Annotated in this window: 16 protein-coding genes; 12 read left to right on the top strand and 4 right to left on the bottom strand. The window is 67.2% G+C overall.

Annotated elements, in window-relative coordinates; all coding sequences use genetic code 11:
* Positions 1-386 precede the first annotated feature (386 nt).
* Positions 387-1,661: a transcriptional regulator gene (locus K6I34_RS00475; RefSeq protein ID WP_229321960.1), complete on the top strand. Its 1,275-nt coding sequence runs from the start codon at positions 387-389 to the stop codon at positions 1,659-1,661.
* On the opposite strand, the gene K6I34_RS00470 is transcribed toward K6I34_RS00475, so the two are convergent.
* On the bottom strand, positions 1,642-2,301 hold the full coding sequence (locus tag K6I34_RS00470) for an HAD family hydrolase (protein WP_229321959.1): 660 nt from the start codon (positions 2,299-2,301) through the stop codon (positions 1,642-1,644). The genes K6I34_RS00475 and K6I34_RS00470 overlap by 20 nt on opposite strands.
* Positions 2,302-2,542: 241 nt before the next feature.
* Here K6I34_RS00470 and K6I34_RS00465 point away from each other — a divergent pair, with 241 nt between their 5' ends.
* The gene (locus K6I34_RS00465) at positions 2,543-3,577 is read left to right on the top strand and encodes an asparaginase (protein WP_308293944.1); all 1,035 of its coding nucleotides are present in this window, start codon (positions 2,543-2,545) and stop codon (positions 3,575-3,577) included.
* A gap of 214 nt (positions 3,578-3,791) precedes the next feature.
* Here the strand turns inward: K6I34_RS00465 and K6I34_RS00460 are convergent, their stop codons facing one another.
* Positions 3,792-4,349, bottom strand: coding sequence for a flavoprotein (locus K6I34_RS00460; protein ID WP_229321958.1), 558 nt, complete (start codon positions 4,347-4,349; stop codon positions 3,792-3,794).
* Positions 4,350-4,924: 575 nt separating this feature from the next.
* Between K6I34_RS00460 and drmD the strand changes: the two genes are divergently transcribed.
* The 8 genes from drmD to K6I34_RS00420 all read left to right on the top strand — a co-directional run bounded on the left by drmD (position 4,925) and on the right by K6I34_RS00420 (position 21,323).
* Positions 4,925-8,152, top strand: coding sequence for a DISARM system SNF2-like helicase DrmD (gene drmD, locus K6I34_RS00455; protein WP_229321957.1), 3,228 nt, complete (start codon positions 4,925-4,927; stop codon positions 8,150-8,152).
* A complete protein-coding gene (locus K6I34_RS00450; protein WP_229321956.1) occupies positions 8,149-12,177 on the top strand; it encodes an Eco57I restriction-modification methylase domain-containing protein in 4,029 nt (1,342 codons plus the stop codon). The genes drmD and K6I34_RS00450 overlap by 4 nt, the downstream gene beginning before the upstream one ends.
* On the top strand, positions 12,174-15,902 hold the full coding sequence (gene drmA / locus K6I34_RS00445; RefSeq protein WP_229321955.1) for a DISARM system helicase DrmA: 3,729 nt from the start codon (positions 12,174-12,176) through the stop codon (positions 15,900-15,902). The genes K6I34_RS00450 and drmA overlap by 4 nt, the downstream gene beginning before the upstream one ends.
* A complete protein-coding gene (drmB, locus tag K6I34_RS00440; protein WP_229321954.1) occupies positions 15,899-17,926 on the top strand; it encodes a DUF1998 domain-containing protein in 2,028 nt (675 codons plus the stop codon). The genes drmA and drmB overlap by 4 nt, the downstream gene beginning before the upstream one ends.
* Positions 17,919-18,659 carry a DISARM system phospholipase D-like protein DrmC gene (gene drmC, locus K6I34_RS00435; RefSeq protein WP_229321953.1) on the top strand — a complete coding sequence of 247 codons (741 nt, stop codon included), beginning with the start codon at positions 17,919-17,921 and terminating at the stop codon, positions 18,657-18,659. Before drmB ends, drmC begins: the two co-directional genes overlap by 8 nt.
* Before the next feature lie 113 nt (positions 18,660-18,772).
* A complete protein-coding gene (locus K6I34_RS00430) occupies positions 18,773-19,879 on the top strand; it encodes an XRE family transcriptional regulator (protein WP_308293943.1) in 1,107 nt (368 codons plus the stop codon).
* Positions 19,876-20,481, top strand: a complete 606-nt coding sequence (locus tag K6I34_RS00425) for a hypothetical protein (RefSeq protein WP_198535391.1) — start codon at positions 19,876-19,878, stop codon at positions 20,479-20,481. The genes K6I34_RS00430 and K6I34_RS00425 overlap by 4 nt, the downstream gene beginning before the upstream one ends.
* A 146-nt stretch (positions 20,482-20,627) precedes the next feature.
* A complete protein-coding gene (locus K6I34_RS00420) occupies positions 20,628-21,323 on the top strand; it encodes a hypothetical protein (protein WP_229321952.1) in 696 nt (231 codons plus the stop codon).
* 808 nt (positions 21,324-22,131) lie between these two features.
* Here the strand turns inward: K6I34_RS00420 and K6I34_RS00415 are convergent.
* On the bottom strand, positions 22,132-22,491 hold the full coding sequence (locus tag K6I34_RS00415; RefSeq protein ID WP_229321951.1) for a hypothetical protein: 360 nt from the start codon (positions 22,489-22,491) through the stop codon (positions 22,132-22,134).
* Entirely contained in the window at positions 22,484-22,840 is a 357-nt protein-coding gene (locus tag K6I34_RS00410; RefSeq protein ID WP_229321950.1) for a hypothetical protein, read from the bottom strand. The genes K6I34_RS00415 and K6I34_RS00410 overlap by 8 nt, the downstream gene beginning before the upstream one ends.
* A gap of 797 nt (positions 22,841-23,637) precedes the next feature.
* On the opposite strand from K6I34_RS00410, the gene K6I34_RS00405 reads away from it, so the two are divergent.
* Entirely contained in the window at positions 23,638-24,843 is a 1,206-nt protein-coding gene (locus K6I34_RS00405; RefSeq protein ID WP_229321949.1) for a site-specific integrase, read from the top strand.
* 92 nt (positions 24,844-24,935) lie between these two features.
* Positions 24,936-26,205, top strand: a 1,270-nt coding sequence (locus K6I34_RS00400) for an alpha/beta fold hydrolase (protein WP_229321948.1), incomplete at its 3' end; no start/stop codon positions are given.

Below are 26,205 nucleotides of genomic sequence, written 5' to 3'. Positions count from 1 at the left end.
CCGTCGTGCTGACCAGATGGACTTCGGTGTGGTCGCCGGACCTCTCGTGCAGCTGGTGGGCGAGCCGCGCAGCGGCGTTTCCGGTCTGACAACGCCCGTTTCAATGACGAGGTAGCTGCTACCGGACGTCGTAGTCGTGCGCGACATACCGAACTCCGATTTCTCCGGCTGGGAGTTGAGGTGCGCGGGCGTCAGCAAATGCGGCGCCACTGGGTGGATCAGCGGATGCCGTGCCATGGTGAACGTCAGGAAGGGCCGTTTCGAGGACTTTAAGGGGACGTCAAGAGGACTTTTACAGGTCCTGGTTGCTGTTGTAGGGGCTATTTCTTGCTTGATCAAGGACTTACAGTGGAAATCTCAGGCAAGCGCCAAGCCCGGAGGTACCCGTGTCCCGCCCCGCAGGTAACACTCGGCTCAAAGCAGCTCGCGTCGCTGCCGGGTACAACTCGCAACAGGCTCTCGCCGACGCCATCACCAAGACCGCACCACGCCTCGGGATACGTGGCCTCACCGTCGGCGTCCGGCAGGTACGGCGCTGGGAGTCGCGTACACCGCCTTGGCCGCACCCTGACATCCGACGGGTTCTGACTCATCTCCTGGGTCAGAGCATGGAAGAACTCGGCTTCGCCCCGCCGTGGGGAGCCGACGGTACCCGGGCAGCGCCTGCTGGCCAGATGGCCATCAGTGGGAGCAGGGTTGGCACCAGGCTCGCCACCGTCCCGTCACAGGCCCCCCTCGTGTCGCAACCTGCCAGCATTGGCAGGGACTTTGAGGTGGTATCCCGCTCTCACCGCCACATGTACTGGTCGGTCGCACCGGCGACTCTCCACCCGGCGATACTGGAGCACACGAGGCTTGGCTGCTCACTGCTGCCCGAAACAGCGGACCCTGGCCGCCGCATTCTCGCCGCCGCGCTCGCCGAGTCCTACCTCCTCGCAGGGCGCATCGAGTTCTTTGATCTCCAACAGCCGGAACGGGCGAGCGAAACGCTCCTTCGTGCCCTGCAAGCCGCGGGGGAGGCGGACGACTCGCTGCTTGGCTCAGCCATCCTCGCGCACACGGCCTTCATCCCGGGCTGGGCGGGAAACCGCAACGGAGCCGTCGAGCGGATGGCTGCCGCACGGACCTATGCCCGACGCGGAACCGCTTCCGCTGAGTTCTGGGCATGGCTGGACGCGGTCGAGGCAGAATGCGAAACCCGATGCGGGGACACCCGTGCGGCCCTCAACCTGATCCTCCACGCCGAGGACACCCTCGCCGCCGGCTCGGAGCACACGACGCCCGAATGGATGGACTGGTTCAGTGCGGTGCGCTTGGCCGCCTTCAAGGGCAATACACAGCTCAAGGCCGGACACATCCCCCAAGCCCGGACCACTCTGCTTCACGTCCTGGATGGTCTGCCCCCGGAGTCGGACAAGCAGCGGTCGGTCGTCCTCGGCGACCTCGCCGCGGTCGAAGCTGCCGACGGGAATCCGCAGCAGGCATGCCACTACGCGCTGCGAGCTCTCGACCAGCTGGCGATCACCCCGTACGCGACCGGCATGGACCGCGTACGGGATGTGCGCCGCTCGCTCGCACCGTGGCAGAACGAGCAGTGCGTTCGTGACCTCGACGACCGCCTCTATGACTGGGGAACGACGGTCAACGCACTCCAGCGTTGAACTTGGCAACTCTTTCAGGCAGTTCGGACAGTGAGTCGATCCGCATGGTGGTGATGCGGTCGGCGTCCGGGTCGTGCTGCTGGATCGTGCCCCACGGTCCGCGTCGGATCAAAGCTGTGCGGAGGCCGGCTGCAACCGCGGGCCGGATGTCGTTGTCCAAGCGGTCGCCGACGTACAAGATTTCCTCGGGCTCTGCGGGCGTCGCTTCAATGACGTGCTCGAAGAACTTCACGTCCGGCTTGGAGGCTCCCCAGTCATCGCTGGTGGCGATCAGGTCCGCGGGCAGATCCAGGCCCCGCAGCAGCCCCCCGGCCCTGACCGTCTGGTTACCCGCGATACCCACCCAGAGCCCGGCCTCGCGAAGAGCCGAGAGTGCCGGCCGCACATCGGGGTAGAGGTCCCCCTCACCAAACCACTCGGGCTTCCCCGCGGCGGCCCGCTTTTCCCGCTCCTCAGTCAGATCGAAGCCTGGCCGGAACACCTGGAAGGTCTCGCGATAGTCCCGCCCCTGTGCGATCACGGCACCGAACATCGCAGCGAATGTATGGCGAGGCACCTCGAGCCAGTCCGCCCAGGTCCCGTACTCCCGGGTCTCGTCAACGAGGCACTCACCGACGTCGAACACAACAGCGCGAATCATGCACCGCAGCGTAGAGCACCGCTTGGATCGCCACAGGCTGTGGGCCTCGGTCACGTGGCCCGCCCGCCGCTGTCGACAGCTCGCTGCTGGCGGAACCGACGGTTAACAAGACCGCGCAGCTGCCACCTCAGCCACGCCGCTCTCAAAGTCGCCTGTTCCTTCGTCGCGGCCGAATTTCGCTCAACTGGTCGTGTCATCAAGGGTAGGACTCGATAGCCTGCATGGAACGATCTCCCGACGCGTGATCGCTCGGATGATGGGGAATGGGGCCAGCGAGGTGGCAGAGACAGCGAGAACCGTCGCGATCTACTCCCTCGGGGGAACGATCGCGATGACGACCGATCCCACCACCGGCGGCGTGGTGCCAGCCCTGTCTGCCCACGACCTCCTCGCTACCGTCCCCGGCCTCGACGTACTGGGCATCGATCTGCGGGTGCACGACTTCTGCCGGGTACCGGGGGCCTCGCTTACCCTCGGCGACCTCGCCGCGCTCAGCGAAGCGGTCAACGCGATGCTCGAGGGGGGCGAGGTCGACGGCGTTGTGGTGACACAAGGGACCGACACGATCGAGGAGACTGCCTTCTTTCTCGACCTCTGCCACGCGCACGAAGCCCCGGTCATCGTCACCGGCGCCATGCGCAACCCGACCATGGCAGGACCGGACGGTCCCGGGAACCTGTACGCCGCGGTGGTCGCCGCCGCCGATCCGAAACTGCGCGGAACCGGCTGTCTCGTCGTCATGGGCGACGAGATCCACGCAGCACGGCACGTACGCAAATCCCACACCACCAGTCCTGCCGCGTTCACGTCACCCGGCGCTGGCCCGCTCGGCCGCATCGCCGAAGACCGCGTCCACCTCGTCGGCAGACTGCCCGACCGCCCCGCTGCCATGAAGCCTTTGGTGCAAGGTGCCAGGGTCGGCTTCTACACCGTCAGCCTGGGCGACGACGGAGCCCTGCTCGGACTATGGGCCGACGCCTGCGACGGCCTGGTCGTCGCCGCCTTCGGGGCGGGACATGTACCGCAGCAGCTCGTGGACCCGCTGGAGCGGCTCGTCGTCCGCATCCCCGTGGTCCTGGCCTCACGGATCGGCAACGGCCCGGTGCTGACCCACACGTATGGCTTCGCGGGATCGGAAACGGACCTCATCAAGCGCGGCCTCATCCCGGCCGGCGCCCTCGGCCCCTACCAGGCCAGGCTTCTTCTCCACCAACTGATCGCCCAGGGGACGGACCGCAGCGCGATCGAAGCGGTATTCGCGACTTTTGCCAGGTGACCTCTCCAGGACAGCTCAGAAGGGACGGCGCGTTCGCGCCCACGAACTGGCCATTGGACGGACCTTCCGTGTCACCTTTGATCACGGCGAAGACTTCTTCGACGTCCTCTCTGCTTCTGCCGCGAGCGCGGCGTACGGCAGGAGCACATCCCTTCGTGCTTCGGAGCTTTCGCGGAGGCCGAGATCGTGGGAGCTTGCGGTCGCGGCGATCGGTTTATGGCAAGGCGGATTCCGAGGCGTGGACGAGTTCAGTGCGAACGTGGTCGAGGTGCTCGCGTAGCAACGTCCACGGGAAGGGCCGTGATTGATCGGCGGGCAGGAACTGCACGCCCCACGCGCGGAGAGTGCGCACGGCACGGTCGTACTGAGGGTGATTCGTGAGGCTCGAGTTCATCCACGGCACCACAACGACTGGCAACCCTGCTCCGACCGCTTCAGCAGTGACAGCAAGCGCCAGCGTGTCTGCGATGCCGGCGGCGAGCTTTGTGATCGTGTTGAACGTTGCTGGTGCCACGGCCACGGCCTGCGCCTCGGGCAGGCTCACAGGATCGTCGGGATCGAGGTCCCAGCGTACTGGCTGACCGGAACATCCTGCGGCGTGGTCGGTGTCCATAAAGCGTTGTCCCATCGGGCTGGCGATAATGTGCGGCTCCCAGCCGGCTATGCGCAGTGCAGCCGCGAAATCTGGAAGATCCTCGGTGGGACGTGTTCCACAACCTACGAGGTGAACTACTGGACGCATGATCGACCTCCCTCTGGTGAGGCTGATCATGCCACTGAGCGCGCTCGACGAGACGGGTTTGGCGAGGATCCGGTGGCCCAGACGATGGGCGAACCTTTGGTGAGTCCGCCTGCGGCCAGAGGCTTCCCACGCCGCGCTGTGGGATCTGGCGGCGTGGCAAAGCACAGTCGGCCGACGGGCGTGTGAGCCACCTCCTCAGCGAGCTGCTGGTAGTCGAAGTCGTGGTTTCCGACATGACCCGGCCACGCACCCTGGACATGTACGACGTCCCGATGCTCACCTTCGGCTGAGCGGCGACTGCCCGGCTGACGAAAGGTAGGGAACGCCTTGTGCGGCTTCCTGCCCACTGTGTTCAGCGAGTGGACGGCGGTGTTGCCTGCGTCACTCGGGCCGGCCGCGTCCCCCATAGGGCAGTGACCTCGAGAAGGTCAAGCAGGCCGCCTTCGGCTTGGTCGACCGCTTCGGGAAGCGGATTGGCTTGATCGTGGAGACTTCGAGCGGGTTGTGCCCGCCATCGGGGATACTGGTGCGTCGGCTGTCCCCTGTGACCTCACGGTTGCGCAGTGTACCGGTGGGATGGCCCTGGGGCTGGGTGTGACGCGTCGATGAAGGAGTCTCGTCAGGTGGCGACCGCTACGGAGTATCCGCAGGGGGTGGGGAGCGGCGCCAGGCGGACGGTGGCGCTGCCGCCGGTTCCGGATCCTGGGCAGGTGGTGAAGGTCCGGGGCTCTACCTGGGCTGTGTCGGATGTCCGTCGGCAGGGTCTGCCGCGGAGCCCCGCCGACGAGGGGAAGCCTGGCCTGGCACACGTGGTGAGCCTGCAGTCGCTGGACGAGGACCGGCTCGGCCAGGAGCTGACAGTGGTCTGGGAGCTGGAGGTCGGGCACACCGTTGCCCCGGACCAGGGGCTGCCGGAGACCGTGCGGCCGGAGGCGTTCGACGATCCGAACACGCTGGCTGCGTTCGTGGACGCGGTGCGGTGGGGCGCGGTGACGTCGGCGGACGCGAACTCGTACCAGGCCCCTTTCCGGAGTGGCGCGAACGTCGAGGCGTATCAGCTGGAGCCGTTGCGTCGCGCACTGCAGTCCTCCCGTACGAACCTGCTGCTCGCCGACGACGTCGGCCTGGGCAAGACCATCGAGGCCGGCCTGGTCATACAGGAGCTGCTGCTGCGCCACCGGGCGCGGACCGCCGTGATCGTCTGCCCGCCGAGCCTGTCGCTGAAGTGGCAGGACGAGATGCGGGAAAAATTCGGCCTCGACTTCGTCATCGTCAACAGCGAGCTGATGGCAAAGGTGCGGCGCAGCCACGGGCTGAGCGCGAACCCGTTCCGGCTGTTCCCGCGGGTGATCGTGAGTATGGCCTGGCTGCCGTCGCTGCGGGCGCAGCGTCTGCTGCGTGATGTCCTGGCCGATGTGCGTCACGCCTCCACCGCTCGGCGTTTCGCTTTCGATGTACTGGTGGTCGACGAGGCGCACCATGTGGCTCCGGCCAGCCCGACGACGGCCCCAGGACAGCGTGGGTACGCGGTGGACAGCAACCGTACGACGGCCACGAAGAGGTTGGCGGAGGCGTGCGAGCACCGGCTGTTCTTGAGCGCGACGCCGCACAACGGCTACTCGGAGTCGTTCACTGCCCTTCTGGAGATGATCGACAGCCGCCGGTTCACCCGTGGCGCCAGCATCGACAGGAAGGCGCTTGACGAGGTGCGGGTTCGGCGGCTGAAGAGCGAGCTGCCGGACAAGGGCTTCAAACCGCGCAAGCTGCTGACGATTTCCTTCACGCCCTCCGCGGACGAGCAGGAGCAGTTCGAGCGGCTGGTGGGGCTGCTCACGGAGAGCGCCCGCGCGAACGGCAAGGGCAAGGGCGGCGACATCGTCTCGATGCTCCTGAAGAAGCGTTTTTTGTCCAGCCCGTGGTCGTTTGCCCGGACCCTGGAGCTGTACGACGGGGTGGCGGCTGGTGATCGTCAGCTGGAGATGGAGGACGAGGCCGAATACTTCACGGAGGTCATGGGCAGCGGACAGTCCGACGAGGAGGAGGGCGAGGCCGAGCACCCCGAGTTCACTGCGCTGCGGCATTCCAAGGGCTCGGATCCGCTGGTAGCGGCCACCGACAGTGAGATCGCCGCGCTGGTCGGGTGGGGTCTGGGCTACGAGCACAAGCCGGACTCTCGGCTGGAGGCGTTGATCTCCTTCCTCAACACGCACTGCCGGACGTCGGATGGCCTGCGCTGGACGAATGAGCGGGTCGTGGTGTTCACCGAGTACGCGGCCACGCTCGACTGGATCGCCGGTGTTCTGCGGCAGCGCGGCTATGGAGACGTGCTGGAGACGATCCAGGGCTCGACCCCGGTGGAGCAGCGCGAGAGGATCCGCGCCCGGTTCACCGAGAGCCCCGACAAGCACCCGGTGCGGGTACTGCTTGCCACGGACTCCGCGGGGGAGGGCATCGACCTGCAGGCGCATTGCCATCGCCTGGTGAACTTCGACATCCCGTTCAATCCCTCCCGCCTGGAGCAGCGCATCGGCCGGATTGACCGGTATGGGCAGACGAAGAACCCCGAGATCTACCACTTCATGCCCGAAGCCACCTCCTCGACCTACGCGGCGGACCTGGAGTTCATGGGGATCATCGCCAAGAAGGTCGGCACTGCCACCCAGGACCTGGGCAAGATCAACCCGATCATCGATGCCGATGTACAGGAGCACTTCAGCCCGGCCGGGACGGCACGCAAACCGCGGCCGACCGCGCCGGACGATGGCGACGAGATCATGAACGGGGCGCTGGCCGGCAGCATCGAGCTGAATCGCCAGCTCACCGAGCTGACCCAGACCTATGACGCGCACAAGGCGGCGATGCACCTCACACCCGCCAACGCCCGCCGGGCCGTGGACACCGCCCTCGCCTTGGACGCCCAGCCACCGCTGACCATGCTCGGTGACGACCGGACCGACGCCCAGGTCTTCGAAGTTCCGAACCTGGGCCGCTCCTGGCAGATGGCCCTGCGCGGTCTGGACACACGCCTGGAACCGGGCGTCCTGCGGCCGATCACCTTCGACGACAAGGCAGCGCAAGGACGCACCGACCTCGTGCACATCCACCTCGGCCACGCCCTCATGCAGCGCGCCACCCGCACCCTGCGCAGCGCCCTGTTCAGTGTGGACGCACCCGTCAACCGCGTCACCGCCGTCGTCACTCCCGGCCTTCAGGAGTCCTGCGTCGCCGCCGTCTCCCGGCTCGTCCTGGTCGGCCGCGGCGGTCTGCGGCTGCACGAAGAGGTCTTCCTCACCGGCGTCCGGCTGCGGGGCCAGGCTCTCGCCGAGTCCAAGGTCGAGCAGGTCCTGGACGAGACCCTGGACTCCGAGAACCTGATCCTCGCCGATGAGCAAGTACGCACCCACCTCGCTGCTCTGTGGAACGACGACGGCGGCAGGCTGCGCACCCGGCTGCTCAAGGCAATGGAACGCAAGAGCGAAAGCCGCCAGGAGAAGGTCACCGAAGCACTCCAACGGCGCCAGGAGACCGACATCACCCGTGCCCGCGAGATCTTCGGCGCCTTCCGGGTCAACCTCGGTGAGTCCCGCGACCGGCTGGAGCAGGAAATCCGGGACCAGGAGGAGAACTTTCTGTTCACGGACGAGCAGCAAAAGCAGCGCCGCCGGGACCTGCAGCACATGAACGACCGTCTGGAGAGCCTGGACGACGAGGAGCAGCGCGAGATCGCCTCTATCCGGGAACGCTACAGCGACATCCGGCCCTACGTGTCGGCCGCCGCCGTCGTGTTCGCCCTGACCCCGGAAGACGCGAAGAACGGAGAGGTTGAGGCATGAGCCGCAAGTACGCCCCGACGGCTGCCGGCCTGCACCGCGCCTGGCTCGAGCTGGTAGACGCCGACGGCCCGTTCCTCGCAGTCCCCGCCCTCGAACGGGTCTGGCCCCAGGGCATCCCCCAGCCCGACGCCCGCGCGCTCGCCACCATCAAGGACGCCAAACCCGCCTTCGAGAAGGCATGGGAGCACTGGGACACCCACCGGGACGACGAGGCCGCCCTCGACCTCTATCGTGAGGCCCGCGACAGCTGGGTGGACCTCGTCCTGCGACAGGGCCTGCGCTGGGGCACCGACTACACCGTCCCCACCCCTGTCGTGGCCGAGGTGCACTCACCTGACTACACCGTCACCGTCCGCGCCGACGGCGCTCTCGTCCACGGCGAGAAGCTGGGCGCGCTCGTCCTCGTCGCCGACCCGGCCGACTCCCTGCGCGACCCGCTCACCGACGGCTGGTCCGCCAGTCCCATCGACCGCATGGAGGAATTGCTGCGCGCCTCCGGCGTCCCCATCGGCGTCGTCACCGACGGCCGCTGGTGGGCGATCGTCAGCGCCCGCCCGCAGACGATGGTCGCCTCCGGCATCGTGGACGCCCAGACCTGGATCGAAGAACCCGCCACCCGCAACGCCTTCATCGAACTCCTCCAGCGCCGCCGGCTGATCGGCGGCAAGGCCGCGGATCGGCTCACCGAACTGTTCGGCGAGTCCGTCACCGCCGCCGAGAAGATCACCGACGCGCTCGGCACCCAGGTCCGCCGCGCAGTCGAACTCATCGTCCAAGCCCTGTCAGAGGGCGGCCTGGACGCAGTACGACGCGGCGAACCTGACCCCCTCCCGGCCCGGCGCGGCGAGGTCTACGAGGCCGCTGTCACCGTCATGATGCGCGTAGTCTTCCTCCTCTTCGCCGAGGAACGCGGCCTGCTCCCCGAAAACCAGCTCTTCGCTATGGGCTACGGCGTCAGCGACGAACTCGACCAGCTCGACGCCCGGCAGAACGAAGAAGGCGACCAGGCACTCGACGCCACCTCTCTCACCTGGCACCGCCTCCTGGCCACCTCCCAGGCTCTCTACCAGGGCGCCACCTTCGAGGACTTGCGCCTGCCCGAGTACGGTGGATCCCTCTTCGACCCCGCTCGTTTCCCCTTCCTCACCGCTTGCGACTCCCAGGGCATCCTGGCCATCACGGTCAGCGATCGCGTCATGCTCGAAGTCCTGCGCGCCGTCCAGATCGCCCAGCTGACCGGCGGCGCACGCCGAATCTCCTTCCGCGACATCGACGTCGAACAGATCGGCTACATCTACGAGGGCCTGCTCGGCTACTCCTGCGAGAACGTGGACGAGGTCACCGTCGGCCTCACCGGCAGCGCCGGCTCCGAACCCGAGATCCCCCTGGCCACGCTCGAAAACCTCGCCGAGTCCAAGCGCACCGAGACCGCGCTGGCCGACGCGATCCTCGCCTGGGTCAAGCAGCACCAGCCGGCTGCCAAGCCGCCCACCAAAGCCGCCCTCGCCAAGGCCCTCAAAGTAGGCGACACCCTCGACGACACCGAGATCGTCCTGCGCGACCTCACCGACGACGCAGACCTGCGCGAGAGACTGCGCCCCTTCATCGGCATCATTCGCCGCGACCTGCGCAACCGGCCCCTCGTCGTCGAACCCGGCGGCGTCCTCCTGGTGGAAACCCCCTCACGAGCCTCGGCAGGCGCCCACTACACGCCGCGCGACCTTGCCGAAGAAGTCGTCCGCTACGCCCTCGAACCGCTCGTCTACTCACCCGGTCCCCACCAGACGGCCGATCAGGACGCCTGGCGACTGGTCTCCTCCGACGAGATCCTCGACCTGAAGATCGCCGACATCGCATGCGGGTCGGGCGCCTTCCTCGTCGCCGCGGCCCGATACCTCGCTAACCGGCTGGTTGAGGCATGGCAGCGTGAAGGCGTCGCGCACGGCCAGACTCCGCACGACCTCCACGTCCACGCCATAAGGACGGTCGTAGCCACTTGCCTTTACGGCGCGGACATCAACGGCATGGCCGTGGAGATGTGCAAGTTGTCGCTGTGGCTGGTCTCCCTCGACCCCAAACTGCCGTTCTCGTTCGTTGACGACAAGGTCCTACACGGCAACTCGCTCCTTGGCTTGACCGACGCACGGCAACTGAGTGAGCTCCATATTGACCCAGCGGCAGCAGGTTCTCAGATCAGCATTCTCGACCTCGACATAGACGGCACCCTGAAAAAGGCTGCCCGCCTGCGCCGCCAGCTCGCTACTGAGGTCGACAACAAGGATCCGCAGCGCTCGGCCGCCACCAAGCGCCGCCAGTGGCGTGCCTACCAGGAGCACGTCGCCCAGCTCACCGATATCGCCGACAGTGTGATCGCCGCCGGGCTGAGGCTGGGCGGCAAACCCGGCAAGAAGCTGCGCGAGGCATACGAGAACCTGCGTATTGCTGTCGACCTCGCTCACTCAGCCGGGGAGGGGGAACGGAACCGGGCAATGCTCGACGGCATCCTGGAAGCAGGGCTCACGCCGACAGTGGCGACAGATTACGCGCGGTGGAAGCCGCTGCACTGGATTCTCACCGTGCCGGACGTCATGGAGCGCGGCGGCTTCGACGCGATCATCGGGAACCCGCCATTCCTCGGCGGGCAGAAGCTCACCGGCACGATGGGCACCAACGTCCGCGACTGGTTCGTTCACACCCTCGCCGGCGGCCGGAAGGGTAGCGCCGACCTGGTCGCGTACTTCTTCCTGCAGGCATACGAGCTGCTTTCGCGGCGTGGCGGGTTGGGTTTGATTGCGACGAACTCGGTCGCGCAGGGAGGCACCCGGCAGGTTGGTCTCGATCAGCTGGTCGCGCAGGGCTTTACGATCACCAGGGCCATTCAGAGTCGCTCGTGGCCGGCGGCCAGTGCCAACCTGGAATATGCGGCCGTATGGGGAAGCCGTGAAGCAGTGGCCCCACAGGTACCCCGGATTGCGGACGACATCGCGGTGGAGCGGATTTCAACGCTGCTTGAGCCGGGCGGCCGTGTGGACGGCGATCCAGTACGGCTGGCAGAGAACACCCGGGTCGCCTTCCAGGGCTGCATCGTGCTCGGCATGGGTTTTGTGCTGGAGGCCGAGGAAGCTGCAGAGTGGGTCCAAGCTGACCAGCGTAACGAAGATGTGCTGTTTCCTTATCTGAATGGTGAGGACCTGAACTCCCGCTCGAACAGTACGGCTTCGCGCTGGGTGATTGACTTCAATGACCGGTCGGAGGAGGCAGCCAAGCAGTACAAGTTGCCTTATCAGCGAGTGTTGGAGCAGGTGAAGCCGGAGCGGGCGAAGAACAAGCGGAAGCCGCGGCGGGAGCGATGGTGGCAGTTTGCTGAGCTGGCTCCTGCTATGCGGGAGAAGATTGCCGACCTGAACGAGGTACTGGTCATCGCGCGGGTCAGTAAGACTGTCATGCCTGTCCGTACAGCAACCAACCAGGTCTTCCATGAAAAGCTAGTTGTATTCGCAACGGACTCATTCGCGGATCAAGCAGTCTTGTCATCTAGCCCGCACCAAATGTGGACGATCAAGTACGGCACCACGATGCGTGTTGATCCCACGTATACGCCATCTACTGTTTTTGAAACCTTCCCGCGCCCCGAACCGAACGAGCGACTTACTGAGATCGGCAAAGTCCTTGACACCGAACAGCGCGGCATAATGCTCCGTCGGAACCTTGGCCTGACCAAGCTTTACAATATGGTCAACGATCGGGAACTTACAGATTCTGCTGATGCCGACGTTTCCCGGCTCCGTCAGATCCACGTCGAGCTGGACCAAGCCGTCATGGCGGCCTATGGCTGGGACGACATCCCGCTCGACCACGGCTTCCACACCTACCGCCAGATGGAACGCTGGACGGTCAGCCCCACCGCTCGCGTGGAGATCCTGGATCGGCTGTTGGAGGAGAATCACCGTCGCGCTGCTGCCCAGGGGGATGTTGTACTACCGGACAGCGACAGTGAAGGTGACGAGGAAGAGGGCGACGAGTGACCACCGCACCCAAGCCGCAGCAGCTCGCTGCCCGGCAGGATCAGGCGTACCGCCTCGCCTCTGACCCGGACGAGCGTTCCTGGACGGTGCGCGAGAATCTCGTCGACGTCCTGGAGCGTGAACTCCTCGGGCCGGCGGATGGTCCCGAGGAGATCCTCGAGGGTGCTCCGGACGCGGCGTATCTGGTCGGCCGTGTCGCCCCTGTCCGGCTCATGGACGGCCGGGACGACCCCACGCAAGCGGACTCCGACGATGCTGCGACCGACGTCGGTGACGCCGTGGACGCCGCCGAGAGCCGGGGCGTGCCCGTGACCGCGGTGGACGAGAGCAGCGCGGGAGCGGATGAGGACGAGGTCGAGGATCAGCCGCAGAAACGCGGGCTGGTAATCCCGGCGTCGATGGGGCTGCGGTGCCAGGTACCTGACGACCTCGATGAGTTCACCGTGACTGCCTCGTGGGGCACGTACGAGCCGGTGAAGGAGAAGCAGGGCGAGGGCGGAGAGCCCGTCTCGCGCCTTCGCCGTTACCAGCGCAAGCCTCATGAGTACAGCGTGTCGATCAAGGTCTCCGAGCTGATGTCCTCCCACACGGCGACGCTCGTGCTGGAGGACAAGGTCGTGCTCCGGGTGGACCGCTATGACGACGTCGAGCGCGGCTGCCGCCTGATCGAGATCGCGCTGTGCAACGACAAGGAGACCCCCCGGAAGATCCCGGTTGAGGCGTGGCTGTACCAGACCAAGCTGTCGGTCTCGGCGGCCGACGGTGCGGCCGTGTTCCTGCCGGCGAACGACGCGCTGCTTGACACGCGTGAGGAGCCGGACGACGAGCTGCGTCGCCTGCGGCTGCAGTACCGCAACCGGCTGGAATTCGCGGTCGGGCGGACCTGTTCGGTGGACTGGCGGGTGGCCGAGGGCGCGCGCCGGGCCACCGAGGTGTGGACGACCTGGCTGCCGGTCTGCGAGACGCCGCAGACCGCTGCCGAGGAGATCGGCACGGCCCTGCTCGACATGCGCAAGCTGGAGACGGTCGGCGCCGCCGAGCTGCGCGCCGGCCTTGAGCCCATCGTCGAGGGCTACGCTGCCTGGCTGGATGCGGAGGAGGAGCGGGCCCGTGAGCTGCCTGAGCATCTTCGCTCGGAGGGGCTTGACGCGGTCGCCGATGCGCGACGGGTGCAGCGCCAGCTCGCGGAGGGCCTGGAGTTCCTGCTGGCCGACGAGGAGGCGTTGCGCTGCTTCCGGTTCATGAACCGGGTGATGGCCGACCAGCGTGTCCAGTCCCAGGTCGCGCAGCGGCGTGCCAACCAGGCCGAGGGCAGCCGCGAAAGTCTCGATCAGGCCCGCGACGCGATCCTGGAGGAGAAGGGGGCCGGGGCGCACTCGTGGCGTACGTTCCAGCTTGCCTTCGTGCTGATGCAGCTGCCGTTGCTGTCGGATCCGGTGGCTGAGAAGCGATCGGGCGATCTGGCCAAGGCGCAGCTGCTGTTCTTCCCGACCGGTGGTGGCAAGACGGAGGCGTACCTGGGTCTGGCCGCGTACACATTCGCCATCAGGCGTCGCCAGGGTGTGGTGGAGGCGTTCGACGGACCGCTGGATGGCCGGTCGGGCGTGGCTGTGCTGATGCGGTACACACTGCGGCTGCTGACTGCCCAGCAGTTTCAGCGAGCCACGACCTTGATGTGTGCGGCTGAGCGGGCACGCATGGAAGATCCGGCGACGTGGGGGGATGAGCCGTTCCGGATCGGGTTGTGGGTCGGTACCGATGTGAGCCCGAAGCGGTACGACGAGGCCGAGGCGCAGCTTCAGAAGGCGAACCAGGGGCGCGGGTACCGGCTGACGGTGCTGCAGATCCAGCGCTGTCCGTGGTGTGGTGCCCGTATCGAGGCGCGCGATGTGCGGGCGGACAAGACGCTGCGCCGGGTGTATGTGTATTGCGGTGACGAGCTGGCCGAATGTCCTTTCGCCGACGGGGGCGATGTCGCCGAAGGGCTGCCGGTTCTGACCGTCGATGAGGAGATCTACCGGCTCGCTCCCGCCTTCGTGATCGCGACGGTGGACAAGTTTGCCCGGCTCGCGCGGGAGGGAGAGGCGGCGTCGCTGTTCGGGTATGTCTCGCGGCGCTGTGAGCGGCACGGCTTGGTGCATCGTGATTACGCGTACTGCGACATCAAGGACGGCAGCAAGCACCCGCGCAAGGACGGCCTGCCGGCCGCTGCCGTGCACCCGACGACCCGGCTGCGGCCCCCGGACCTGATAATCCAGGACGAGCTGCACCTGATCACCGGTGCTCTCGGCACAACGGTCGGCCTGTTCGAGGTAGCCGTCGATGTGATGACCGGCTGGCGGACCAAGGACGGACACCCGGTGCGCCCGCTGTTGGTCGCCTCCACGGCGACCGCCCGTAATGCGGCGGACCAGGTGAAGGCCCTGTACGGGCGGGACGTGACGATCTTCCCGCCACAGGTGCTGGATGCCGGCAACACCTTCTTCTCCAAGGAAGTCGAGGTCTCCGAGAAGGCGCCGGGCCGGCGCTACCTCGGGATCAACACGACCGGGGTGCGTCTGACCACGGCGGAGATCCGCGTGGCCGAGGTCCTCATGGCGGGTGGGCAGCTGTTGCTCGACCGCTCGGGGAAGGCGGCCGACCCGTACATGACGCTGGTCGGCTACTTCAGCGCGACCCGCGAACTGGCTGGTATGGCCCGGTACATGGGCGACGACATCCAGACCGCGCTGGCCAAGCGCCGCCCCTGGTCCAAGCTGCCCAGCCGCAGCGGCACCAACTTCGGCGCCCTGCATGTGGCCGAGCTCACCTCCCGCGTGGCCAGTGCGGACATCACCGCCACTCTTGATCAGATGGCGGTGCCGTTCGACCCCGGCTTCGACTCGACCGCCGGCAAGCGGAACCGGCGTACCTTGCGTGAGGCGAAGACACGCTCCGCGGAGCGGGAGGTGAACCCGTACGACGTGGTACTGGCGACCTCCATGCTTCAGGTGGGTGTCGACGTGACCCGGCTTGGTCTGATGCTGGTGGTCGGTCAGCCGAAGAACACCGCCGAGTACATCCAGGCGTCTTCGCGTGTGGGTCGTGAAGCGGCCCGGCCCGGCCTGGTCGTCGCGCTCGGCAACTGGGCGCGGCCCCGCGACCTGGCCCACTTCGAGCAGTTCCGGCACTATCACGAAACGTTCTACGCACAGGTTGAGGCGCTGTCGGTGACGCCGTTCTCGGTGACCTCGCTGGAGCGAGGTCTCGACGGCGTCCTGGTCAGCACGGCCCGTGTGCTGCAGGCCGTACGCCCCCAGGGCCTGTCGCCGGAGGACGGCGCGGCCCGGATCGAGGCCGAGCGGCACTTCGCCGTGGAGCTCATCGACGCGCTGGTGCGCCGGGTCGCCCAGGCCGGGGACGAGGACGCGGCCGAGCGTGCCCGGAACCGGTTGGAAAACCGGCTGGACCAGTGGGGCAAGCGCCGCAAGCACCTCGAAGAGCTGCGTAAATCGCTGGTGTACGAGAAGATCGTCGACGACAGTCGGCACGATGCGCTCATGATGAGCGCGGAGAACGCCAAGGCCGGCATCGACACCCGGGATGCGCCGCCGTTCATCGTGGCCAATTCGATGCGTGAGGTGCAGCCGGAGATCAACCTCCTGGTGAGCCCGATCAAGGAACGACTCGTATACGTGGCACCCGTCACCGCGCCCCAGTGGGTGATGCCGGAGGAGAACGCATGACCGACCAGACGCGCTTCGTCTACGACGCGACCAAGGCCGTCGACCCGCTCGGCGACTTGCAGGAGGAGGCGGAGAAGGCGGTCAAGCACAACCGTGCCAGGGTTGGTTCGGCCCGTCCCTCTTCCCTGCTCTATACCTACGGCCCTGGCTCGATCATGGACCTGCCGCAGTTCACGATCATGCCCACGGGCCTGGACGACTGGGAACCCATCTGGAGGCGACGCGACTCGCTGCCCCCGACCATCCACGCGCCGCGGCTGCGGAACGTCGTCCGGACGATGCTGTACTCGTCCGACGCGCAACTGCGGCCGCACCCCTGGCAGCCGAAGAAGAACAGCCGCTCCGCCGAAGGCAATGACCTTGGTGTCCCGGCGCGTGTGTTCCCCCAGTGGCTGCGCTGCACCGGCTGCGACATGCTCGGGATGCTCTCGCAGTTCGACTACAAGAACACCCACCCCTTCCGGACGGACCTGGCGACCTTCGAGCATGCCAAATGCACCGGGCGGTCCGGCAATCGCAGTCGCAAGCCGATGCGGCGCCCCGCTGTGCCCGCCCGGTACCTGTTGGCGTGCGTTGACGGGCACCTGGACGAGTTCCCGTACGAGCTGTGGGTCCACCGAGGCCAGCGGTGCAGCAAGGCCGAGGTCCCGCCGCTGAAGATGGTCGACCGCACCGTTGGTAAGGGCGCGTCGGCCATCATCCACTGCGCAGCCTGCGAAATGCAGCGGCCGATGAACGAGGCCCAGGGCGAGGCCGGCAGGGCCAAGCTGCCCAGGTGCCGGGGACGTCACCCCCACCTGGACGCCTTCGAACCGCGGGGCTGCAAGAACGAGACGCGGCTGATGCTGGTCGGCGCCTCCAACCTGTGGTTCCCCGCCACACAGTCGATCATCGTCATGCCGGAGTCCCAGCAGGAGAAGGCCAGCGACCTCGCCGACCGGATCCGCACCACGCTCGGCGACAAGCTGAGCAAGTACCGGCAGCATCTCGACATGATCCGGGACCTGTTGGACGGCCGGGTGGACGTCACCAGCCTGTCCGACCACGAGCTGGAGGCGGCCGTTGAAGCCGCCTGCGTTCCGCCGGCCACGCCGGAGGAGCAGGCGGAGAAGATGCGCGACTGGGACCCCGTCGACCTGCTGGTGCCCGAATGGCGCTATCTGCTGCTCGACATCCTCGGCACACGGGTCGAAGACCCCAAGAGCGGGCTCACCCTGGCCACACGTCAACGCGGCGAGCAGCTCCAGCCCGAGATCACCAGAGTCCTGGCCGTAGAGAAGCTCCGCAAGGTCAACGCGCTCGTCGGCTTCACCCGGATCGATGACATGGACCGCGTCGGAGACCTGCCGCGCCGCCTGGTCCCCCTCACACGCACCCCTCGACCGGCCTGGACCGTGGCGACCGAGGACCGAGGGGAAGGCATCTTCCTCCAGCTCGACGAGGACTCCGTCGCGGCCTGGGAGAAGCGCATACTGGACACCGACCTGTGGCAGGCCCACCGCGCGGCGCACCGCAGGAACTTCGAGCGGCGGTTCTCCGAGACGGCCGACCGGGTCGACCCCGACAGTCGGCTCAAGCCGCCGCGTTACTGGATGATCCACACCTTCGCCCACATCCTGATTCGTGAGCTCGCTCTCAGCTGCGGATACTCGGCGGCCAGCCTCAGCGAACGCCTCTACGCCTGGCCCGCTGCCGAGGGACGGGAGCCCGCGGCGGGCCTGCTCATCTGCACCACCGCGTCCGACAGCGACGGCACCCTCGGCGGCCTGGTCCAGCTCAGCGAACCCAACCGGCTCCAGCGCGTCGTCGCGAGCGCTCTCCGCAAGGCACGGCGTTGTTCCTCGGACCCCATCTGTTCCATGCGCACCCCCAAGACTCCCGAGGACTTCCTGCACGGCGCTGCCTGTCACTGCTGCGTCATGGCCTCGGAAACCTCCTGTGAGCGGGCCAACCGCTTCCTCGACCGCCGCTTCCTGATCGACCTGCCCGGAAGCGGCCTCGGGTACTTCTCGGCCCATGAGTGACGCCCAGGCTGCCCTGCGCCTGGGCCGACTCCTCACCCGGAGCGAGGCCAAGGGTGTCGCCGACCGGCTCGCGGACGGTGACACTCTCACCGCCGCGCTCAAGGCCGTCGCTCCCGGCCAACGCGAGGAGGCAAGGAGGCTCCTGGAGGCGATCGCCGACGGACCCGGGGCAACGATCCAGCACATAGCCCTCCTGCGCGCCGTGGAAGGGGCGCGGACGCTGCCCACCACCCTCACCCCGCTGTGGACCATGCCCGGGCACTTGGCCCAGAGCGGGCCGCTCACCACATCCGTGCCCTACCTCGTCGACAACGCACGCCATGCGGTGACCTGCTCCACCTTCAACTTCCAGCGCACATCCAGCCTGTGGACTGCCCTGCAGAGAGCGGCCCGGCGCGCCGAGGTCTCCGTACGGGTCTATCTCGACACCAGGGCCGCAGACGACAGCGCGGCGTTCAGGGTGCCCAACACCACAGAGGTGGCTGCGCACCTGAGGCCCGCCGCGGTGTGGCGGACCAAGACCTTCGACGGAACCTATGTGCGAAATCACGCCAAATTTCTCGCCATCGACCATCACCTTCTCCTGGTGACCAGCGCCAACTTCTCGTGGAGTGCGGAGAACAACAACGTCGAATTCGGCGTCCTCATCGATAACCCAGCTCTCACCGAGACCGTCGAGCGCGAGATGAGCGAGACGGAAGGCACCCTGTATGAGCAGGTGATGGCCAGATAGGGTCAGACCGTCGCCTGCTGCACCGAGTCGTAGCCGGGGCCCGATCCGACCTGGGAGATCGTCGTCGGCGGCGCGCCTTGTGAACTGTGCAGACGGCGGACTACTGTCCACGGGTGTCCAGCATCTCCGATCGCGTGAGAAGCCTGATCGATCAGTCGGGCCTCAGCCTCCACGACTTCGCCGACCAGGCCGACCTCGACGCCGAGCAGCTCACTGAGTGCCTCAGCGGCACGAGCCCCTTCTCAACCGTCGACCTCGCGGTCATTGCCGATGAATTCCATGTCTCCATGGACTGGCTGCTCACGGGAGCCGAGCCCCCGCTGGCCGTGGCAGCGAGAACAACTACGGGAAGGGCAGCCGAAGCACTGGCAGCCGCCCGGGACTACATGGCCCGGCGCGCCGACCTGGACAAGCTCGGCTATCCGCAGCCCTGGCAGTCCATCTCCCCGACAGCGCGTTCCGGCAATGGCTACGCCGCCCAGGGAGAGGCGCTGGCGAAATCAGCTCTGAGGGCGGTGGAGAGCCAGGGGTGGTCTGTGACTCAGGACGGCCTGCCGGAACAGATCGAGGCGGTCTTCGGTGCTGACGTGGCTGTCGAGCCGCTGGGCGACGGCTTCGACGGTCTCGCTGCTATGGGCCAAGGTGCCAAGCTCATCCTCCTGGGCACGACATCAAACCCGGCACGTCAGCGCTTCACCCTCGCCCACGAGCTCGGGCACCTCCTCGCCGACGACGACCAGGACGTCCACCTCGATCGCGACATCTTCGACCGGGCCCAGAAGAAAGATCCGAGCGAGCAGCGAGCCAACGCCTTCGCCTCCGTCTTCTTGCTGCCCGAGCAAAGCCTGCGCGAAGCGGTCGGCGCAGCGAGACTGACCAGGGAAAGCTTTGGCACACTGTGCTGCGATTTCATGGTCAGCCCTGAGACCCTGGCCTACAGACTGCTCAAGCTGCGCGTGATCGACGCTGGCGCCTGCGACTACTACAAGCGCATGACCGTCCGCGAGGCAGCCGCCGTCGCCGACCGCGCAGAGGAACTCGACCGGCGAGTCGCGGCCTCGGAGAAGAAGCGGCTCCCCGGACTCCTTGCACGCGATACGCGCGCCGCCTATGAGGCCGGCAAGGCGACCCTGCGTCCGTACGCATCCCTCCTCGGCGTTGATGTCGACGAGCTCAGAGGCCAGCTCGCGACCGAACAGGACAACGGCGGTGCCGCATGAGCGACATCCTGTTTCCGGACAACACCGTCCTGTGCAACTTTGCCGCCGTTGAATGCCTCGACCTGCTCCGCGCGGTCCTGGACGGCCGCGGCAAGTGGACCGCGGCCGTGGCGCGAGAGGCTCGCAAATCGGCTGACAAGCTGCCTGCCCTGCACGACCTGAGACAGCAAGGCTGGCTCGGCGAAGCCATCCGAGTAACGGCTCCGGACGACCGCGAGAGCGTCGGCCACCTCCGCACGGCCGTGTTCGGCGGCCAAGCCGACCGGAACCTGCAGCACCTCGGCGAGGCCGAGACCTGTCACATTATCCAACATTGGCCCCAGTTCGCCGGTGCATGGTGGATATCGGATGATAAATCCGCACTGGAGTATGCGATCGGGCAGGGTATCATGACGGCGGAGACACTCGGCATCATGCAGCTGGCTGTGAAATCGGGATTCGTCACGGCGGAGGACGGTTACGCCCTGATGCAGAAAATGCACCAGCTGGACCGTAATCCGCGGCTTCCCCAGTCCGTCACCGACCTCACCGTTCTCCCCTGGTCGCTTGCCGAACTGCTCCCTGGACAGAGCGACGATGAAACCGCTGGCCATGCCATGTAACCTGCTTCCTCAGTCATCTGCATGGCGGCCCGACTGCGTCAAGGGTGCAGGTCCATGCGAAGCACCCCCGGCAGAAGGAGCCCCGTACGACCGAGTGCATTAGCGCTCGAGGGTGCGGGGGCGCGGTTAGAGCGTGGAGGAGAGCAGTGGATCAGAATGCTCGCCAGGAACTCGTGCGAGCCGAGGCCGAACGCCACGGTGTCTCCCCGTCGGCGGTCGAGTACGCGGTGGACGTGATCGCTGCCGTCCAGCGGCGTGACAGGGCTGATTATCGTGCCAACTTCGGCGGTGAGCTCACCCTGGACGAGTGGTTTGACGGGTATGGTCCCTCGGGATTCGACGAACTGCTCGTCTATGCCGCGCGCAAGGCCGATCTCGGCGACCGGGGACCGGACGCGCTGCGCCGCGTTCTTACGGCTGCCGCGCTCGCTGAGCAGAGCATCGCTGGTTCTGGCTCGAGACGGTTGGCGCGCTTGCTGGATCAGCCGAAGGAGGCCGGCGCAGGGGTTGCACAGGATGCACCAGATGACGGGACGACCAAGACAGAGGCGCCAGGGCCGGCGGCCGAGGAGTGTGTCAATGCCTCCGGTCCCCTCCTTTTCGGGGAGCACCCGGAGCATGGCTGGATCGTTGACGGTCCGTACGACAGCGCCGTGGCTTCCGTTCTTGAGCAGGCGGGTTTCTGCTACGACGCAGCATTGGGTACCCACCGAATCCCGGCAGCTGTCGACCCCTGGGCGGCTCTTCACCGCGCCGGTCCCGCACTTCAGCAACGCGATGTGAGCTTCGTCATCCTCAACGCCCAGGCAGCAGCCGAAGCCGCTGGTCCTCCTCCTGCTTGAGAGGGCTGGCCGCAAGAGGGACTTGTATCGGTGGCGGGGGAGACGGCGCCGGATGTATTGGGGGCCCTGCGTACGAAGCAGCCCGCCCACCGGTCGCGCTGGATGATGATCTGCGACATCTAGTTCAGATGAGGCTGCGGGAAACGCCTCGCCGGGCACCAGCCCGTCGGCGGTCTCCAAGGCCGCGAGGGCGGACTGGACGTGGGCCTCGTCGATGTCGGAGAGCGGTATCTCACTCATCGTCGTCCTTCTGCATAGGAGGGGCTTGGCCCGCGCCCGGGCGCTGGTCCTGGAAGCGCCGCATGGTTTCGGCAAAGGTGGCGGCAGCGCGGCCACCGCCGGCCCAAGCCGCAGCCGTTGTCCCTCGCGGACGATCAGCAACAGCAACTGCAGCTCTCCGTCGAGGGCGGCTTTGGCGAACTTCACGTCCAGCCCGATGTCCCCGGCGGCGTCCAAGATGTCGGCGCGCGCGAACGAGCGGCCAGGGTAGGGGGGCCAGTTCAGGTCGAGCCACGCCCGGGCCAGGCACAGAGCGAAGGTGATCATCTGGGTGGGGGTGAGCCGGGCGACGGGATAGGTGCCCAGTTCCTCGGGCACCGGCGCCTGTGACCAGCCCAGCACGAGCGCACGGCCCAATGGACCCGGGCGGCCGCCCGAACTGGACGGGGTGGGCCGCGGGCAGTCGCATTCGACGAGGCTGCGTCCTGCGATCCGGGCCTTCTCGTCGGCCTCGGCCAGCAGCCCGGGCGGCAGGTTCCCAGGGGCGAGTGCGCCACCGGCTCGGGCGGCGGCCAGGGTCAGGAGCACATCAGGGTTCTTCATCACCGTGCTCGCTTGCCACCAAGTCCTCCGGCGCGGTGGCCGCAGGACGCTCCGTGCGGTGGACCGTGGCCGGATGCAGGTAGGTCACCCGCGCCTCACGGTCGATGATCAGTTCGGAGCCGATCTCCAGGTGGTACGGAGCGTGGGGGCCGGCATCCGGCATGATCAGATCCGTCAGGAGCCGGACGGCCCGAGGCCACCGCGACCTCCGCAACTCCTCAGTGACATCGACGCGGTCGCGCCCCAGGAGCATGCGATCGGCAGCCCGTTCGCGACGTGCCCGCTCCCGCACCCCTCGCTCGACCACCGCGCCGAACGGGTCCCGCTCCGGCGACCCCTTAGGCATCGGCGGTCGGTGGCGCACCCGGCGGCGCGGCGCGTACGCATCCACGGCGTCCCCCAAAGGCCCCCGCATCCACCCACACCTGTGGCGCATCCACGACCAACGTGGTGCCGGCCTCCGCGAGCCGTTCCGGCGGGGCATTGCGGGCTGCCTCCAGATACTCCTCGGCCGACAAGACATCGAAGTCTAGGGCAACCCCGGCATGGTCCAACACCCGCAGCAGTGCCTGCGCGACCCAGTGCCCGTGCCGCTGCTCGGCCTCGACCATAGCCACAGCCTTGTGGGCGAGGTCGATGTCCTTCGGGAAGTGCCGGTTCACGTCGCGGTTCAGGTGACGGACACGCTGGTCCAAGTCCTAATGGGTTGGCGACCTTGAGCACTCGGCCCCGGCAGTGGGCTCAGTTCGCCTACGGCAGACGGTGATCGGCCCGAACGGACTGGAGACCTGCTCGCCACCCATGTCAACGTACGGGTGTCCGGAAAATCGCAGGTCAGCCCTACGAGAGCCCGCACCCCCGCCCTCGACCGCGCCTCCGAGCGCCCGACCCCACGGAGGTCCACCTGTCGAACGCCGCTATCCGATCCGCCCGCTTCGCCGCCCCGTCCTCTTGGTGCTTGGGAGCCATGAACGCGTGGACAGCCCAACGAGCAGAGGACTACGGCTCCTTGTCCACGGCCCTATGTCTGTGCCTCTGCGCGGCCGGGCTATTCGGGGAGGGCCTGCTGCAACGCGGATACCGCCGTGATTGCGTGGTTCTGGCGCACGTCGCGGCGCACCCTGGCGCGGTGACTCGCCATGTGGCCCGAGCCGTCAGAGCCCCCGAGCGTGTCGTCGCGCGAAACCTCGACCGCCTCACCGACGACGGGCTGCTTGTGTTCGTCACTGGCGGCTCGACTCCAGCGCTGCGGTCCTGCTTACTGGCGTCCTGACGGCCGCGAAATCGCTCCCGAAGGCCGGGAGCACGCCCTGCTGGGCGATGCATAGCAGGTGATCCCCGGTTAGCAAAACCGGGGATCGTGCGGACCATCGGTGTTGTTCGTCTTCGGCTGTGCTTGGCGGTGGAGCCCTAGCGGACGGTGTAGCCCATTCGCCTAGCCCCTAATTGACGAAGGCGGCGTAGTGCAGAAAATTCCACGCATTCGAGGAGAGTGAGTATTCTGTCCGATCCGATCAAGAAACTTCCGCCGAACTCGAAGGGGAAGGTCAGGTACCAGTTTGTTGTCGACGTAGGGATCGACCCCGAATCCGGGAAGCGTAAGCAGTTGAGGCGCACCTTCGATTCGTTGAAGGAGGCGAAGGCTGAGTACGCGAACATATCTAACCGGCGGAACGAGGGCTCATTCGTTCCACCCAACAAGATTACCGTGAACGAGTGGCTCGACCGATGGCTGGCCATGAAAGCCGATGATCTCGAAGAAACCACCATCTACAACTACACGGTCACCCTGGATCGAGTTCGGGGGAGACTTGGCAAGATCCCCCTCCAGGATCTTACTGAAGAGCATGTGGTGGAGTGGAGGGACTGGGCCCTGGCGCATGGCCGTATGCGTGGCAAAAGAGCAGGGACGCCGCTTAGTGTCACGAGTGTGGACATGAGCCTCGCTCGGCTGAAGGAAGCTCTGGGGAGGGCCGTTACCCGGCGGTTGGTGTACGTCAATGTCGCTGCCCACGTCGCCATTCCCCGCAGGGCGCGCAAAGCGGAGCGGAAGAACAAAGAAGAGGTGCAGCCATGGAATGTCCAGGAGGTTCAGAAATTCATCCATGGCATTAGGGGGGAGCGCCTCTACGCTGCGCTTCTGCTCTCTCTGATGGGGCTCCGTCCGGCTGAAGTCTGCGGCCTTCGCTGGGAAGACGTTGACTTGGAAAATGCCACAATTGTCATCGCCAATACGCGCACAATGATGGGCAACCGGCATGTGGTGGAGAAGGACACCAAGTCTCTTGCGGGCGAGCGGGACTTGCCGCTGCCGGCTCTGGTGCTGGCCGCCCTCAAGGCGTTCAGGGCTCTCCAAGCCGAGGAGAGGCTCGCTCTGGGGGAGGCATACGTGGCATCCGGCTACGTGCTGGTGCATGAGTCGGGAGATGCTTTCACGATCAAGCAACTTCGTCGGCGCGTGTACCGGCTCATGGAGCTCCTTGGCCTCCGTCGCGTCAGGCTCTACGACGCACGCTCGTCGTGCTTCACCTTCCTGGCCAACAACGGCGTGCCGGACCACATCCTCGCGCGATGGGCCGGGCATACGAACATCAAGACGACCAAGAGGTGGTACGTCAAGCCGGACGTAGAGGACCTCCGCGGAGCCGCCACCACATGGGATGGCCTGCACGGGGTGGCGATGGAGGGGCGAGCGTGAGCCGCGCTCCACAAGCCGGGCGGCTTGCCGAGCCGCATGGCCGGCAGACCCCGGCGATGTGACTTCTCGTGACAGATGAGAGGGTCTGGCGGGTGACTGAGACACCGGTGAACACCCTCCAATACCGCTCTGACGGGCCAGAAGACGCCCCAGTCCTGGTTCTGGGGCCGGCGTTGGGTACCACATGGCACATGTGGGACCGGCAGGTCCCGGAGCTGGCACGCCACTGGCGTGTCCTCCGGTTCGACCTGCCCGGCCACGGCGGTGCCCCTGCCGAGCCCGCGCCGACGGTCGGTGAGCTGAGCGACCGGCTGCTCGCCACCCTCGACGGGCTCGGCGTGGACGGCTTCGGCTACGCGGGCTGCTCCATCGGCGGTGCCGTGGGCGCCGACCTCGCGCTGCGGTACCCGCACCGGCTCTCGGCGCTGGCTCTGATCGCCTCCTCCGCCCGGTTCGGTACGGAGGACTCCTGGCGGCAGCGCGGCAACACCGTCCGTACCAGCGGCATGGACCCGATCGCCATGGGGGCGCCCGAGCGGTGGTTCACCCCCGGCTTCGCGGCCGCCCAGCCCGCTATCGTGGACTGGTCCGTGCAGATGGTCAGCAGCACCGACCCCGGCTGCTACGTCGCCGCCTGCGACGCCCTCGCCGCCTTCGACGTACGGGACGGCCTGGGCCGGATCGGCGTGCCCACCCTCGTGCTCGTCGGGGCCGAGGACCAGGTCGCCCCGCCCGCCGACGCCCGCGTCCTCGTCGCCGGCATCCACGACGCGCGGCTCGCCGTCGTGCCCGGTGCCTCGCACCTGACTCCGGTCGAGCAGCCCGCGGCCGTCACGGACCTGCTCGTCCGCCACTTCACGACGTCCTGGCAGTCCGCGCCGTCCGGGCGGACGCCGGGCCGCTTCCCGGGCTCCCCGGCACCGGGGCCCGCCGCGGACGCGCAGCAGCCCGGCGCGGCGTCCGGCCAGGGCGCCGCGCGGGTCACAGGTGCCGTGTCCGGGAGCCCCTTCGGCCAGGAGCCAGTTGCTCAGGCGCCCGGCACGGCGTTCGGGCAGGGCCCGGGTGCTCAGGACGCCGGGGCCGTGCCGGGGCAGTTGTCCGGCCAGGTGCCGGGTCGGGTTTCCGGATTCGGCCCCGGGCAGCCGTCCGGCGGCTACGCGTCGGCCACCCCCGCTTCCGGCCCTGTGCCCGGTGGGGCGGGTGGGGCGGGTGGGGCCTTCGGGCCGTACGCCCCGGCGCCGCAGCCGTCGGCCGATACGGGCGGTGGCCCGGCGGTCGCGGCACCCCCCGCGCCGGGCCCGCATGGCGCCCCTGCCCCCCAGGGCATGCCGACGCCGTCCGCTACAGGTGTTCCCGCCGGTC

Source organism: Streptomyces sp. UNOC14_S4, assembly GCF_020740835.1.
Classification (GTDB): Bacteria; Actinomycetota; Actinomycetes; order Streptomycetales; family Streptomycetaceae; genus Streptomyces.
This window is presented reverse-complemented; position numbering and strand designations above follow the sequence as displayed.